Origin of the sequence: Paraburkholderia sp. J76 (genome assembly GCF_905220295.1) — a bacterium.
Classification (GTDB): domain Bacteria; phylum Pseudomonadota; class Gammaproteobacteria; order Burkholderiales; family Burkholderiaceae; genus Paraburkholderia.
The window spans coordinates 56,939-71,034 of record NZ_CAJMZJ010000008.1 but is presented as its reverse complement, the minus strand read 5'-3'; the positions used below and the strand labels follow the sequence as shown (position 1 = coordinate 71,034).

At 66.2% G+C, this 14,096-nt stretch carries 13 protein-coding genes and 1 tRNA gene; 11 read left to right on the top strand and 3 right to left on the bottom strand.

Translation table 11 applies throughout. The annotated features are described in order from the left end of the window. Positions 1 to 175: 175 nt before the first annotated feature. Together U5768_RS16880 and dprA are read right to left on the bottom strand one after the other, a co-directional pair. Positions 176 to 553: a thioredoxin family protein gene (locus U5768_RS16880; RefSeq protein ID WP_322031549.1), complete on the bottom strand. Its 378-nt coding sequence runs from the start codon at positions 551 to 553 to the stop codon at positions 176 to 178. A gap of 104 nt (positions 554 to 657) precedes the next feature. Further along, positions 658 to 1,899, bottom strand: coding sequence for a DNA-processing protein DprA (gene dprA, locus U5768_RS16875; protein WP_322031548.1), 1,242 nt, complete (start codon positions 1,897 to 1,899; stop codon positions 658 to 660). A gap of 281 nt (positions 1,900 to 2,180) precedes the next feature. Between dprA and def the strand changes: the two genes are divergently transcribed. The 4 genes from def (at position 2,181) to htpX (ending at position 5,502) form a co-directional block, all read left to right on the top strand. Further along, a complete protein-coding gene (gene def / locus U5768_RS16870; RefSeq protein WP_322031547.1) occupies positions 2,181 to 2,684 on the top strand; it encodes a peptide deformylase in 504 nt (167 codons plus the stop codon). Between the two features lie 65 nt (positions 2,685 to 2,749). Next, on the top strand, positions 2,750 to 3,745 hold the full coding sequence (fmt, locus tag U5768_RS16865) for a methionyl-tRNA formyltransferase (protein WP_322031546.1): 996 nt from the start codon (positions 2,750 to 2,752) through the stop codon (positions 3,743 to 3,745). 121 nt (positions 3,746 to 3,866) lie between these two features. Next, a complete protein-coding gene (locus U5768_RS16860; RefSeq protein WP_322031545.1) occupies positions 3,867 to 4,517 on the top strand; it encodes a LysE family translocator in 651 nt (216 codons plus the stop codon). A 130-nt stretch (positions 4,518 to 4,647) separates the two neighbouring features. Next, complete coding sequence (htpX, locus tag U5768_RS16855) at positions 4,648 to 5,502, top strand: zinc metalloprotease HtpX (protein WP_322031544.1); 855 nt, start codon at positions 4,648 to 4,650, stop codon at positions 5,500 to 5,502. Between the two features lie 45 nt (positions 5,503 to 5,547). Here the strand turns inward: htpX and U5768_RS16850 are convergent, their stop codons facing one another. Next, positions 5,548 to 6,729 (bottom strand): hypothetical protein, encoded by a 1,182-nt coding sequence (locus U5768_RS16850; protein ID WP_322031543.1) that lies wholly within the window; start codon positions 6,727 to 6,729, stop codon positions 5,548 to 5,550. A 227-nt stretch (positions 6,730 to 6,956) separates the two neighbouring features. Here U5768_RS16850 and rsmB point away from each other — a divergent pair, with 227 nt between their 5' ends. The 7 genes from rsmB (at position 6,957) to queE (ending at position 14,093) form a co-directional block, all read left to right on the top strand. After that, positions 6,957 to 8,474 (top strand): 16S rRNA (cytosine(967)-C(5))-methyltransferase RsmB, encoded by a 1,518-nt coding sequence (gene rsmB / locus U5768_RS16845; RefSeq protein WP_322031542.1) that lies wholly within the window; start codon positions 6,957 to 6,959, stop codon positions 8,472 to 8,474. Further along, positions 8,471 to 9,064 (top strand): DUF4390 domain-containing protein, encoded by a 594-nt coding sequence (locus tag U5768_RS16840; RefSeq protein WP_322031541.1) that lies wholly within the window; start codon positions 8,471 to 8,473, stop codon positions 9,062 to 9,064. The genes rsmB and U5768_RS16840 overlap by 4 nt, the downstream gene beginning before the upstream one ends. Next, positions 9,054 to 11,468, top strand: coding sequence for a PAS domain-containing sensor histidine kinase (locus tag U5768_RS16835; RefSeq protein WP_322031540.1), 2,415 nt, complete (start codon positions 9,054 to 9,056; stop codon positions 11,466 to 11,468). Before U5768_RS16840 ends, U5768_RS16835 begins: the two co-directional genes overlap by 11 nt. Then, positions 11,469 to 12,173, top strand: a complete 705-nt coding sequence (gene esaR / locus U5768_RS16830; RefSeq protein WP_322031539.1) for a response regulator transcription factor EsaR — start codon at positions 11,469 to 11,471, stop codon at positions 12,171 to 12,173. It abuts the gene before it with no gap. A 107-nt stretch (positions 12,174 to 12,280) separates the two neighbouring features. Then, positions 12,281 to 12,356 (top strand) — tRNA-Phe (locus tag U5768_RS16825). Between the two features lie 225 nt (positions 12,357 to 12,581). Beyond that, the gene (gene queC / locus U5768_RS16820) at positions 12,582 to 13,313 is read left to right on the top strand and encodes a 7-cyano-7-deazaguanine synthase QueC (RefSeq protein WP_322031538.1); all 732 of its coding nucleotides are present in this window, start codon (positions 12,582 to 12,584) and stop codon (positions 13,311 to 13,313) included. 147 nt (positions 13,314 to 13,460) lie between these two features. Beyond that, positions 13,461 to 14,093 carry a 7-carboxy-7-deazaguanine synthase gene (queE, locus tag U5768_RS16815; protein ID WP_322031537.1) on the top strand — a complete coding sequence of 211 codons (633 nt, stop codon included), beginning with the start codon at positions 13,461 to 13,463 and terminating at the stop codon, positions 14,091 to 14,093. Positions 14,094 to 14,096: the final 3 nt, after the last annotated feature.

Sequence of the window (14,096 nt, the reverse complement as noted above, 5' to 3'; positions counted from 1 at the left end):
TCGGGGGGCCGTTCTCGACCGCTTTATAGCACATGGCGCGGCGGCGTCGATTTTTGCGTCATCTCGCGACCCTGCCCGCGCCCCCGCCAGGGCGCCCAATCATAAGGGCGCGCCAGGCCGTGGGGCAAGCGGCGCGCCTGATGGGGGTCAGATGTCCGGGGCGCTCAAACCGGCCTCAAGCCGCGGTCAGCGCGGGCCGCAGCTTGGGCGCGTCGGCCACGCCCGGCAGCGCCCTGAGGTCCGAGAGCATGCGCTCGACCACGGCGGCATGCGGCAGGACCGTGCCGAAAAAGCGCGTGGCATGAGCGTCTTCGATCAGGATCGTCGGGAAGTTCTCGACGTCGAGATCGTCGAAGCGGTCGGCATGCGTTTCGATGTCGATGTACGCGAAGCAGACTTCGGGATGCGCCTCGGCGATGCGGTCGAACGTGGCCCGGTAGTCGCGGCACGTCCCGCACCACTGCGCGCACAGGCATGCGACGAACAGCGTGTCCTGGTTGCTCACGCGCTCGGCGATCTGGTCGGCGTCGGTGTCGAGGTCTAGCGCGGGCATGGTCGTTCCTTGCGTTCTCTTATATATAGAGCGGGTATTTGGCGCGAATGTATCACGGCGGCGCGCGGCCAGTGATGCTCCCCCAATCCCCGGCATGACGCGCCTCACTTCCCGCGGGTCGCCCGCACGAACCAGCCTCCCGGCAGGACGTCGATGTGCCCCGCGAGTTCGAGCCCCAGCAGCGTGCCTTGCAGTACCGATTCCGCCATGTCGGTGCGCTGCGCGAGGATTTCAACCGTGGCCGGCGCGTGACCAAGCGCGTCGAGCAGCCGCCGGGCGTCGGCGTCAAGGCTGGCGGCGGACGTTTGTCGTTCGGCGCGATCCTCGCGCAGGGACCCGTTACCGGGCGCCTCGCAAGCATCGCGCTGCGTGCGATCGAACGGAACCGAAACTTTTTGACGGCGCGGCTCGCGCGCGGACACGTTGGCGCGCTTTGCACCGCGGGGTTGCCCGACGTTCAGCGCATCGAGCACCTCTTCGGGCGATTCGACCAGCAGCGCGCCCTGTTTGATGAGCCCGTGACAGCCGCGCGTGAGCGGCGCGTGGATCGAGCCGGGCAGCGCGAATACGTCGCGGCCCATCTCGTTGGCGAGCCGCGCCGTGATGAGCGAGCCGGAACGTTGCGCGGCCTCGATCACCACCACGCCTTCCACGAGCGCGGCAATCACGCGATTGCGCTGCGGAAAGTTCGCCGAGCGCGCGGGCGTGCCGAGCGGCCATTCGGAGATGAGCGCACCGTGCGCGGCAATCTCCGTGGCGAGCGCGTGATGGGCCGCCGGATAGACCAGATCCGCGCCGGTGCCGATTACGGCGACGGTGCCCCCATTCTCGCGGAGCGCACCGCGATGCGCGGCGCCGTCCACGCCGAGCGCGAGCCCGGAGACGACGGTGAGCCCCGACGCGGCGAGTGTGCGCGCGAAGCGCGCGGCGTCCTCGATGGCCTGTGGCGTGGCGTTGCGGCTGCCCACGACCGCCACCGCCCGTGCGTGAAGCAGCGCGAGCCGGCCCTTGGCGTAGAGCAGCGGCGGCGGATCGGGCATATCGAGCAGGCGCGCGGGGTAGGCCGGGTCGGCAAGCGTGATGAGCGCATTGCCGGGCGCCGCGCGCCAAGGCAGCAGCGCTTCGAGTTGCGCTGCGAAGTCCGCGCGGGGTTCGGCCAGCGCGGCGTGGGCGGCTGGTGCGCCGGCCACGGCGGCGAGTGCGGCGAACGGCTGGGCGAGCACGTTCTGAGGCAGGCCGAACGCGCCGAGCAGCGCCCGCAGCGCAGCGGGCCTGAGGCCGCGCGCGAGGGCGAGGCGCAGCCAGGCGGCCAGTTCCTCGGAAGATAGCGGCAAGGTCGTCGGCATCGCGTTCCCCGGGCGCGGACGGTTTGCCGCACCTCGTGATAAAATTTTCACTATCCGAAATACACCGTGGCGTCTTTACCCGTGGCATCGCGCCCTCGCGTTCGGGCGCGGCGTTCGCACGGCGAAAACGTACTCAACGTTGAATTGCGGTCCTTTCGTCCGAATATGAGTGCATATCCTCCGTATCCGGCATGGGACCCGCAAGCTGGCCGAATGGCCAGGCCGCGCATCGTTCAATGTTCCTGGCACGTTCAGGCGCCCAACGAGAAACCCGTCAAATCATGGCTCTGCTGAATATTCTTCATTACCCGGACAAGCGTCTGCACAAGGTCGCGAAGCCGGTCGAGGCGGTCAACGACCGCATCCGCAAACTGGTCGCCGACATGGCCGAAACCATGTACGCCGCGCCTGGCGTCGGTCTCGCGGCCACCCAGGTCGACGTGCACGAGCGTGTCGTGGTGATCGACGTTTCCGATGCGCACGACGAACTGCGCGTGTTCATCAACCCCGAAATCATCTGGTCGAGCGACGAGCGCGAAGTGCACGAGGAAGGCTGTCTTTCCGTGCCGGGCATTTACGACGAAGTCGAGCGCGCGGAAAAGGTGCGCGTGCGCGCGATGAACGAAAAGGGCGAGACCTATGAGGTGGACTGCGAAGGGCTGCTAGCCGTGTGCATCCAGCACGAAATGGATCACCTGATGGGCAAGGTGTTCGTCGAATACCTCTCGTCGCTCAAGCAGACGCGCATCCGCAGCAAGATGAAGAAGCTCGAACGCGCGATGTGATCGCGGTTTGATCGCCGTTTGAACGAATTGCGCCGCTTCATCAACCCGCCACGCACCGAGCGCCCATGAGCCATACCCTTCGCGTCATCTTCGCCGGCACGCCGGAATTCGCCGCCGCGGCGCTCGCGGCGATTCACGAAGCGGGCTTCGCCGTGCCGCTCGTGCTGACCCAGCCGGATCGTCCGGCGGGCCGCGGCATGAAGCTCCAGGCAAGCCCGGTCAAGCGCTACGCGCAGGAGCACGGCATGGCCGTCGCCCAGCCGCCTTCGCTGCGCCGCACGGGCAAGTATCCGCAGGAAGCCTCCGCGGCGCTGGACCTGCTGCGCGCCACGCCGCACGACGTGATGGTGGTCGCCGCCTACGGGCTGCTGCTGCCGCAGGAAGTGCTGGACATCCCGCCGCACGGCTGCATCAACATCCACGGGTCGATCCTGCCGCGCTGGCGCGGCGCCGCGCCGATTCACCGCGCGATCGAAGCCGGCGACGACGAAACCGGCATCACGCTCATGCAGATGGACGCCGGTCTCGACACCGGCCCGATGATCTCCGAGGTGCGCACGCCCATCGCGCCCGGCGACACCACGGCGACGCTGCACGACCGCCTCGCGCAACTCGGCGCGAAGCTGATCGTGGAGGGGCTCATCGCGCTCGAACGCGACGGCGCGCTGCCCACGACGCCGCAGCCGGCGGAGGGCGCGACTTACGCCGAAAAGATCGGCAAGCACGAGGCCGCGCTCGACTGGCGCCGGCCGGCCGTGACGCTCGCGCGCCAGATTCGCGCGTTCGATCCGTTCCCGGGCGGCGCCGCTACGCTCGACGGCGCGCAACTGAAGCTGTGGGCCGCCGAGCCGGTGGACCGTTCGACGGACGGCACCGCCGGGCCGGGCGAGATTCTCGATGTCAGCCCGGCGGGCGTGGTGGTGGCGTGCGGCGAGGGCGCGCTGCGCCTCACGCAGTTGCAAAAGCCGGGCGGCAAGCGTTTGCCCGCGCGCGAGTTCCTGGCCGGCATGCCGCTGGCGGCTGGGCAGCGTTTCCAGTTGCCCGAGGCCCCCGCGGCCTGAACCCTGGCGCGCGCCATCGCGCCATTGCCCGAAAATGGCCATCCGGTCAACTGCCGCCCCGTTACCGGCGCGCTAGAATCGAGGGCGTTTGAAGCGCGTCTTTTTTGATTTTGAGGTTGCCATGCTCGGCATCACCCATTTCGGTTTCTTTCTCGTCGCCGTGTTCCTCCTGAACGTAACGCCGGGGCCCGATACGGCTTATATCGTCGGCCGCAGCGTCGCGCAGGGCCGCGGCGCGGGCCTCGTTTCCGCACTGGGTATCTCGGCGGGCTGCGGGGTGCACACGCTCGCCTGCGCGTTCGGTCTGACGGCGCTGCTCGCGGCGTCGGCCACGGCGTTCACGGTCATCAAGATCGTCGGCGCGATCTACCTCATCTATCTGGGTGTGCGCCTCGTCCTCACGAAGCACGAAGCCGCGCCGGCGGAAGGCGCGGCGCAGGCCACGCCCGCTGCGGCCGCCCCGCGCCCGCTGCGTCAGCTCTTCGTTTCGGGTTTCTGCACCAACGTGCTCAATCCGAAGGTGGTGCTGTTCTTCGTCTCGTTTTTCCCGCAGTTCGTGACCACCGGGACCGAGCACAAGGCGCTCGCTTTCCTGACGCTGGGCGCCGTATTCATGCTCATGAGCACGGTCTGGAACAGCTTCGTCGCGTGGGTGGCGGGCAGCGTCACGCAGCGCTTTTCGGGCAAGCCGGGCGTGAAGAAGTGGCTCGACCGCACGGTGGGCTCGGCGTTCGTCGGCCTGGGCGTGAAGCTCGCCACGGCCACGCGCTGACATTGAATTTTTCGTGTCCGCCCATATCTAACAAATCGCTTACAATGCGCTCGCCCGCGTACGGCTGACTCGCTGGCGGCGGGCGTTCAACGATCGATTTGATCCCCTGGTGGGTGAAGGAGCACAGCACATGTTCAACTGGGTCAAAACCGCGATGTTGATGGCCGCGATTACGGCCCTTTTCATCGTGATCGGCGGACTGATCGGCGGGCATCGCGGGATGATGCTGGCGCTGTTCTTCGCGCTCGCCATGAACTTCTTCTCGTACTGGTATTCCGACAAGATGGTTCTGCGCATGTACAACGCGCAGGAAGTCGACGAGACCACGGCGCCGCAGTTCTACCGCATGGTGCGCGATCTGGCCACGCGTGCCGGCTTGCCCATGCCGCGCGTCTACCTCATCAACGAGGACGCGCCCAACGCTTTCGCCACGGGGCGCAACCCCGAGCACGCGGCGGTCGCGGCGACCACGGGCATTCTGCGCGTGCTGTCCGAGCGCGAAATGCGCGGCGTGATGGCGCACGAACTGGCGCACGTGAAGCACCGCGACATTCTCATCTCGACTATTTCGGCCACCATGGCCGGCGCGATTTCGGCGCTCGCGAACTTCGCGATGATCTTCGGTGGCCGCGACGAAAACGGCCGCCCAGCGAATCCCATCGCGAGCATTGCCGTCGCGCTGCTCGCGCCGATCGCGGGCGCGCTGATCCAGATGGCGATTTCGCGTGCGCGCGAATTCGAGGCGGACCGCGGCGGCGCCGAGATTTCGGGGGACCCGCAGGCGCTCGCCTCCGCGCTCGACAAGATTCACCGCTACGCGCAGGGCATTCCATTCCCGGCCGCCGAAGAGCATCCGGCTACGGCGCAGATGATGATCATGAATCCGCTCTCGGGCGGCGGCTTGCAGAATCTATTCAGCACGCACCCGTCAACGGAGGAGCGCATTCGCCGCTTGATGGAAATTGCCTCGGGCACGAGGCGCTAAAGCGGTAAGCAGCGACGGAAAAAACGCCTCTTCGGAGGCGTTTTTTCACCCTGTCGCTGGCGCGTCGCCGTCCGCGTGCCGCGCGTCTGCGTGAGCCGAAACCCGCAACGCCCGTTGACGGTGCGACACCACGAAGAACACAAAATAGACGCCGATGAACCAGGACACGTCGAGCGCGTAATACACGTGCCCAAACTTGACGATGATCCACGCGGCGATAAACGCCAGCGGTACGGCGTAGAAAAACACGCGATCCATGCGGTTGCCGCTGTCGCTGCTCTGGAATAGCGAAACGTAGCAGCACGCAAAAAACGGCGCGATGTCATATTCCTTCATTCTCGGATTCAGCGCCAGACAGAACGCGAGGATATAAAACAGCCTGCCGGGCGCGCTTTCGTTTTCCGAAACCATGAGCTGCCGCCCGCGCAATGGATTGACCGCGTACACGAAGAGCGCCACGACGACCAGCTCGTAGAGCAGCACGTCTTCGAGCGTCGTCAATGCGCGAACGTGCTGTTGGAGCATGCCGAACAGAACGAGCCCGGAATCGTTCTGGGCGAGCATCTGCCAGCGCAGCAGGGTTTCGAAGTCGGTCCACAGGCGCGGTTCCAGCGCGACTTGCGCGATGGTTGCGAGCGCAACGCACAAAGGCACGGCGAAGACGTAGCGCATGCCCTTGGGGATAAAAAAGAACACGACGGCGTACGTCAGAAAATAGATCTTGATGGACGCGAAAAGCGCGATGAAAAACGCGAGCGCGCAATACCTGGCCGTCGCCCTGCTCTGCTGCGAGATGTGCCGTGAAGTGTCCTGCGAAGCCGCATAAAAAAGCGCAATGATCAGCAGGTGAGCGAAGATCGCGAAATTCCCCGTGAGGATGCCGCCCACGCCCGCGCCACCTGTCAGAAAACCCAACGCGCCCGCGACGACGAAATCCGCATGCCGGATGCTGTACGCGAGGTAGATAAGCGAAGCAAAAACGAACGCCAGATAAAGCCACTGAAACGGAATACGCGAAAAGAGATTCAGGAAGATGGGCGGATAGACGAATGGAAATCCGCGCGGGATATACGGATTCGCGCCACGCGTGAACTGGTCCAGCGCGTACGCATACACCTTGTCGTCCCAGAACGGCGAGAACAGCTTGCCCCGTCCCTGCTGGTACACGGAAAAGAGCGCAATGAAGGCCAGGAACGCGAAGTCGTGTTTCTTCCCGAGTGGTTTCATGATGGCCGCGACGAAGCTGGGGGGCGTTTTCTGTCGCCATCATGCGGCGAGCCGTTAGTCGGCATCCGCCAATATGTATCCCGGTGAATTCATCGCCGCGGCTCGCGTGCGCGGCGCGTCAACCCGAATCGAACGAGGCTCGCAGTGTTGCGCGCTCGCCACGCTACAATGGCTCGCTTGTGCATTATTGACGCCGCGCTTCACCGCGGCCCGCATCCGGTTTCTTCATGACATCCAGCCCATCCCGGCGACCCGGCAAGCCTTCTCCCGGCAAAAAGAGTCCCGCATCGCCCGAGCGCGGCCACGCCGTGCACCTGGCCCCCGATTCGCTCGGCTTTGCGCTCGACCAGGCTGCGCATGCGATCGGCGCGGTGCGCGCCGGTGCGGCGCTGCCCGGCGCGCTCGCGAGCGCCTTCGCCGCGTTGCCCGCCGACTTCGCGCCGCAAGCTCGCGGCGCCGTGCAGGACATTGCGTATCGCACGATGCGGCGGCTCGGCACCGTCGACTGGCTGATCCGTCAACGCGTGAGCAAGGCGCCGCCGCCACCCGTCGCGAACTTGCTGGCCTGCGCGCTGGCTTTACTCGCCGAAGACGAGGCGAGCGCTGCCTACACGCCGTTTACGGTCGTCGATCAGGCCGTGCGCGCCGTGGGCGCGCGCCGCGACACTGCGTTTGCGAAGGGGCTGGTCAATGCCGTGTTGCGCGGCTTTCTGCGCGAGCGCGACACCGCGCTTGCCGCGGCGCAGGCCGATGAAACCGCGCGCTGGAACTATCCGCGCTGGTGGATCGACGCGGTGCGCGCCGCGTGGCCCGAACAATGGCAGGCGATTCTCGCCGCCGGCAACACGCAGGGCCCGCTCACGCTGCGCGTAAACGCGCGCCGCACAAGCGCCGCCGAATACGTCGAACGGCTCGCCGCCGAAAACATCGCCGCCACGCAGATCGGCGAGCACGCGGTGCGTCTCGCCGTTGCGCTGCCCGTGGATCGCATTCCCGGCTTCCTGGCGGGCGACGTGTCCGTACAGGACGCTGGTGCGCAAGTGGCCGCGCAAATCCTCGACGTGCGTGACGGCATGCGCGTGCTCGACGCCTGCGCGGCGCCCGGCGGCAAGAGCGGCCATCTGCTCGAACTTGCCGACATCGACCTGATCGCGCTCGAAAGCGACGCCGCACGCGCCGCGCGCATCGGCGAGAACTTCGCGCGCCTCGGTTTCGCGCAGGACGATCCCGCTCACCCGATGCGCCACGCAGGAATCGTGGTCGGCGACGCGGGCAATCCCGCCGCGTGGCACGAGGGCGAACTGTTCGATCGCATTCTCGCCGACGTGCCGTGCTCGGCCTCGGGCATCGTGCGCCGTCATCCCGACATCCGCTGGTTGCGCCGCGAGAGCGACATCGCGGCGCTCGCCGCCGAACAGCGCCGCATCGTCGATGCGCTGTGGCCGCTCGTGAAGCCGGGCGGCGAACTGCTTTACGTGACCTGTTCGATCTTTCCCGAGGAAGGCGAGGCGCAGGCGCGCTGGTTTGAAAGCACCCATGCGGATGCGGTACGATTGGACGCCCCGGGGCAACTGCTGCCCGCGGCAGCGTCCGGCGCGCCGGCCCGGCGCCCAGAATGCGGCGCGGCCAGCGAGGCGCGGCACGATGTCGATGCAACATCCGACGTGACGGCAACCGGCTGCCCCGTTCCCGATCGCACCGCAGATCACGACGGATTCTTCTACGCGCGCTTTCAGAAACGGTGACCATCAAACGCTTCTTCCCGCTGCGGTTCGCGGCCTTGATCTGGCTGGTGCTTGCCGTCGTCGGCCTCGTGGCCGTCACGCCGGCGCGCGCCGACTCGATCTCGGTGCAGCGCGCGTCGCTCCAGGCCGACGGCAACGGCTGGAGCCTCGATGCCCGCTTCGACTTCGACCTCAACAGCAGCCTGGAAGACGCGGTCAACAAGGGCATTCCGCTCTACTTCACCACCGACTTCCAGCTCACGCGAGCGCGCTGGTACTGGTTCGACGAACAGCCGGTGAGCGTGTCGCAAAGCATTCGCCTGTCGTTCCAGCCGCTCACGCGCGAGTACCGCGTCTCGAGCGGCGGCCTGCAGCTCGGCTTCCCGACGCTCGCGGAGGCGCTCGCGGTCATCAAGCACGTCACCTCGTGGCATGTGATCGACCGCAACGACGTGCATCCGGGCGAGACGTACACGGCCTCGGTGCGCATGCAGCTCGACGTCGCGCTGATGCCCAAGCCGTTCCAGATCGACGCCGTGAACAACCGCGACTGGAACCTCGCTTCCGACTGGAAGCGCTTTAACTTCACGGTGACCGAACGTGCTAAATAAAGTGCGCCGCGCCACCAGCTTCAGCAGCGTCGTCGTCAAGCTGCTCGTCTCCACCGTCGCGTTCACCGCGACGCTGCTGCTCGTCCTGCTCGCCGCGGCGAGCGCGAACACCGAGTTCTTCGACCGCTACTACGGCTGGCTCTATGCGGCCAATATCGTCGTCGCGCTAATCTTCCTCTCGGTGGTCACGGCGCTCATGATCGTGATCGTCGTGCGCCTGAGGCGCGGCAAATTCGGCACGCGGCTGCTCGCAAAGCTCGCGTTCTTCTTCGCGCTCGTGGGCGTGGTGCCGGGCGGCATCATCTATATCGTTTCGTATCAGTTCGTTTCGCGCTCCATCGAGTCGTGGTTCGACGTGAACGTGGAAACCGCGCTCACGGCGGGCCTGAATCTCGGGCGCGGCATGCTCGATGCATCGCTCTCCGATCTGCAAACCAAGGGCCGTCTGATGGCCGAGCAGATCGCGAACGGCGACTCGGCGGGCACCACGCTCACGCTGCTGCGCGCGCGCGACCAGTTCGGCGTGCAGGACGCGATGATCGTCGAGCCGGTGCGCAGCATGTCGGGCGCCGCGCCGGAAATGCACGTGGTGGCGCAGGCGTCGAGCAACTTCTCGTCGCTCATGCCCGCCGATATGCCCACGGCGCTCATGATCGATCAGGCGCGCGGGCGCGGCTACGCGGCGATCGAAGGCGAGGTGGACGGCGACCCGCATCAGCTCGGCTCGAAGGGCGCACTGCGGTTGCGCGTGGTCACGCGTATTCCCGATGCGAACACAACGGATCTGCAGCCGGTCGAGCGTTTCCTGCAACTGGAGCAGCCGGTGCCCGCCGCGCTCGCGCGTAACGCCGACGCCGTGCAGCGCGCGTATCGCGAGTATCAGGAAAAGGCGCTTGGCCGCACCGGCCTGCGCAAGATGTATATCGGCACGCTCACGCTCGCGCTATTTCTTGCCACCTTCGTCGCGATGATGCTCGCGCTCGCGCTCGGCAACCAGCTCGCGAGGCCGCTCTTCCTGCTCGCGCAGGGCACGAAGGAAGTGACGGAGGGCGATTACACGCCCAAACGCGAGATCAAGTCGCGCGACGAACTGGGCTTCCTCACGCAGTCGTTTAACGCCATGACGCGCCAGCTTTCCGAGGCGCGCCAGGCCGTGGAGAAGAACCGCGTCGCGCTCGAGCATTCGAAGGCGTATCTCGAGAGCATTCTCGCGAACCTCACGGCGGGCGTGTTCGTGTTCGACCGGCAGTTCCGCTTGACCACGGCGAACCCGGGCGCGGAGCGCATTTTCCGTCAGCCGTTCCAGACGCAGCTTGGCGTCGCGCTCGATCATATCGGCGCGCTCACGGAGTTCGGCGCGATGGTGCGCAAGGCGTTCGCCGATCAGGAAGCCTCGCGCCCGGATCGCGACGCCGGCGACCCTGATCGTGGCCACTGGCAGCAGCAGTTCTCCGTGCCGATTCCGGGCGAAACCGATCCGCTCACGCTGCTCGTGCGCGGCGCGCGCCTCGTTTCCGACACGGGCCGCGACGCGGGCGACATGCAGACATCGGGCTACGTCGTGGTGTTCGACGACATCTCCGACGTGATTTCGGCGCAGCGCTCGGTCGCGTGGGGCGAGGTCGCGCGGCGTCTTGCGCACGAGATCAAGAATCCGCTCACGCCGATCCAGCTTTCGGCCGAACGTCTGCAGATGAAGCTCTCCGACAAGCTCGCGCCAACGGACGCCGAAGTGCTCAAGCGCGGCGCGACCACCATCGTCAATCAGGTCGCGGCGATGAAGCAGATGGTCGACAACTTCCGCGATTACGCGCGCACGCCGCCGGCGGTGCTCGCGAGCCTGCAGCTCAACGAACTCGTGAGCGAAGTGCTCACGCTCTACGGCGCGGGCGAAGGCAAGAGCGCGATCAAGGTCGAGCTTTCCGAATTGCCGGTGATACGCGGCGACGCCACGCAATTGCGCCAGGTGATCCACAACCTGCTGCAAAACGCGCAGGACGCGGTGGCCGACACGCAGAATCCTCGCGTGACGCTCGAGACCCGCGCCGTAGAATACGGGGACCCCGACGCGCAAGGCCGCACGCGCGTGGCGGTGCGTCTCACGGTGTCGGACAACGGCCCGGGTTTCCCGGCGCGCATCCTCACGCGCGCGTTCGAACCCTATGTGACGACCAAGGCCAAGGGAACAGGACTCGGGCTTGCGATGGTGAAGAAGATCGTCGACGAGCACGGCGCGCGCATCGACATCCGCAATCGAATGAGAGCGGGCGACGTGATCGAGGGCGCGCAGATCTCGATTCTCTTTCTCCAGTTGGCAGACGATGCCGCCACGCCCGGGGACGGGCAGGCGCGCGCCGAAGCGGAGCAGGGATCAAAAGCAACAGTGCAGACAAGGGCAGCGTAAATGGCAACCATCCTGGTGGTAGATGATGAAATGGGCATCCGGGAATTGCTCTCGGAGATCCTCAGCGACGAAGGGCACGTCGTGGAGCTGGCGGAAGATGCGCAGCAGGCGCGCGACTTCAGGCAGCGCGCGGTGCCGGACCTCGTGCTGCTCGATATCTGGATGCCGGACACCGACGGCGTGACGCTGCTCAAGGAATGGGCCGCGCAGGGCCAGTTGACGATGCCGGTCATCATGATGTCGGGCCACGCGACCATCGACACCGCCGTCGAGGCGACGAAGATCGGCGCGCTCAACTTCCTCGAAAAACCGATCGCGCTGCAAAAGCTGTTGAAGGCGGTCGAGCAGGGGCTCGCGCGCGGCACGGCCGCGCCGGTCGCGCCGGCCGCATCGGCGGCGGCGGGGAAGACCGCTGCGGGCGGCCCGGCGGTCGTGGCGTCGGCCGCGGCGTTGCCGGTGCTCGGCGCCGACGGCGTGCATGGCATGCAATCGGGCGCGCCGGCCACGCAAACGGCTTCGATCTCGTTCGACATTCCGCTGCGCGACGCGCGCGACGCGTTCGAGCGCGCTTACTTCGAGTACCACCTCGCGCGCGAAAACGGCAGCATGACGCGCGTGGCGGAGAAAACGGGGCTGGAACGTACGCACCTGTACCGCAAGCTCAAGCAGCTCGGCGTGGACCTCGGCAAGAGCAAGGGCGAATGACGAGGTGAAAGCGCGCGCCGAGGGTGAGCCATGCGGTTCGGCCCATCAATTTTGCGAAAGCCACTTGGCAAACGGCGCATTCCTCGCTATACTCTTTCTTCTTCGTTGGCCCGGTAGCTCAGTTGGTAGAGCAGCGGATTGAAAATCCGCGTGTCGATGGTTCGATTCCGTCCCAGGCCACCAGAATGCAGCCCCAGGAGATCGTTCGATTCCTGGGGCTTTTTCGTTGTGCTCCAGACATCGACGGTATCCAGGGTATAAGGGTGCGCACGATGCCCGCGCAGGGGCCCCGGCCTATACTGCATGAGCCGGCGCGGGGCCTTCCTGCCGGTCCGCCCGGGCGCATCGAGCAGCGCAGCCACGCAACGAAAAGCATTCGCGCGGAAACCTCATACACGGAGTTTCACGGTGACTCGAACTGAAGCCAAGGGCGCGCTCGTACTGTTTTCCGGCGGCCAGGACTCGGCCACGTGCCTCGCATGGGCGCTCGACCGCTACGAGAGCGTCGAGACGCTCGGCTTCGATTACGGCCAGCGTCATCGCGTCGAACTGGAATGCCGCGAGGGCTTTCGCGCGGCGATTGCGAGCACGTTCCCCGCATGGGGCGAGCGTCTCGGCGACGATCACATGATCGATCTCTCGGTGCTCGGTTCGATCAGCGACACGGCCATGACGCGCGAGATCGAGATCGAAACGGCGGCGAGCGGCTTGCCGAACACCTTTGTGCCGGGCCGCAACCTGATGTTCATGCAGATCGCCGCGGCAATCGCTTATCGCCGGGGGCTCCGGGTGCTCGTGGGCGGCATGTGCGAAACCGACTTCTCGGGCTACCCCGACTGCCGCGACGACACGATGAAGGCGCTGCAAGTGACGCTCAATCTCGGCATGGACACGCGCTTCGTCCTGGAAACGCCGCTCATGTGGCTCGACAAGGCCGACACGTGGCGTCTGGCCGAAAAGCTGGGCGGCGAGGCGCTGGTGGACATGGTGCGCGTGGAAACGCACACCTGCTACGTGGGCGAGCGCGCCGAGCTTCACGCGTGGGGCTTCGGCTGCGGCGAGTGCCCGGCGTGCAAGTTGCGCAAACGCGGGTACGAAGCGTACCTCGCCGGCGAGAACGTGACGGAAGCGCCGGTCTGAGCGTGAGCCTCGGGCCGCACGCACCGAACTGAACAAGGCACAGGGCCGCGCACGGGCGGCGCGCCCCGCCGACACGACGATTTCGCGCCCGAGACCAACCCGGCTTTGCATGCGCCTTGCGCTCAGGAGCCAGAACCAGGCTGCACGATGACTTACGCGGTAAAGGAAATTTTCTACACGTTGCAGGGCGAAGGCGCGAACGCCGGGCGCCCGGCCGTGTTTTGCCGGTTCGCCGGCTGCAATCTCTGGTCGGGCCGCGAGGAAGATCGCGAAGAAGCCGTTTGCCGCTTCTGCGACACCGACTTTGTCGGCACCGATGGTGAGAACGGCGGCAAGTTTCGCACGCCGGAAGAACTCGTCGCGAAGATCGCCTCGCTATGGCCCGAAGGCGAGGGCAACCGCTTCGTGGTGTGCACGGGCGGCGAGCCGATGCTGCAGATCGACGCGCCGTTCGTCGACGCGCTGCACGCCGCCGGCTTCGAAATCGCCATCGAGACGAACGGCTCGCTGCCGGTGCTCGACACCATCGACTGGATTTGCGTGAGCCCGAAGGCCGACGCGCCGCTCGTCGTCACGAAGGGCAACGAACTGAAAGTGGTCGTGCCGCAGGAAAACCAGCGCCTCGCCGAGTACGCGAAGCTCGATTTCGAGTATTTTCTCGTGCAGCCCATGGATGGCCCGTCGCGCGACCTGAACACGAAGCTCGCGATCGACTGGTGCAAGCGTCATCCGCAGTGGCGGCTGTCGATGCAGACCCACAAATACCTGAACATTCCCTGATTC

What these genes read in the sequence shown, in the direction of transcription:
- queE (WP_322031537.1), top strand. Translation starts at nt 13,461, where the DNA reads ATGACTTACGCGGTAAAGGAAATTTTCTACACGTTGCAGGGCGAAGGC.
- fmt (WP_322031546.1), top strand. Translation starts at nt 2,750, where the DNA reads ATGAGCCATACCCTTCGCGTCATCTTCGCCGGCACGCCGGAATTCGCC.
- dprA (WP_322031548.1), bottom strand. Translation starts at nt 1,899, where the DNA reads ATGCCGACGACCTTGCCGCTATCTTCCGAGGAACTGGCCGCCTGGCTG.
- def (WP_322031547.1), top strand. Translation starts at nt 2,181, where the DNA reads ATGGCTCTGCTGAATATTCTTCATTACCCGGACAAGCGTCTGCACAAG.
- htpX (WP_322031544.1), top strand. Translation starts at nt 4,648, where the DNA reads ATGTTCAACTGGGTCAAAACCGCGATGTTGATGGCCGCGATTACGGCC.
- U5768_RS16850 (WP_322031543.1), bottom strand. Translation starts at nt 6,729, where the DNA reads ATGAAACCACTCGGGAAGAAACACGACTTCGCGTTCCTGGCCTTCATT.
- U5768_RS16880 (WP_322031549.1), bottom strand. Translation starts at nt 553, where the DNA reads ATGCCCGCGCTAGACCTCGACACCGACGCCGACCAGATCGCCGAGCGC.
- rsmB (WP_322031542.1), top strand. Translation starts at nt 6,957, where the DNA reads ATGACATCCAGCCCATCCCGGCGACCCGGCAAGCCTTCTCCCGGCAAA.
- U5768_RS16860 (WP_322031545.1), top strand. Translation starts at nt 3,867, where the DNA reads ATGCTCGGCATCACCCATTTCGGTTTCTTTCTCGTCGCCGTGTTCCTC.
- esaR (WP_322031539.1), top strand. Translation starts at nt 11,469, where the DNA reads ATGGCAACCATCCTGGTGGTAGATGATGAAATGGGCATCCGGGAATTG.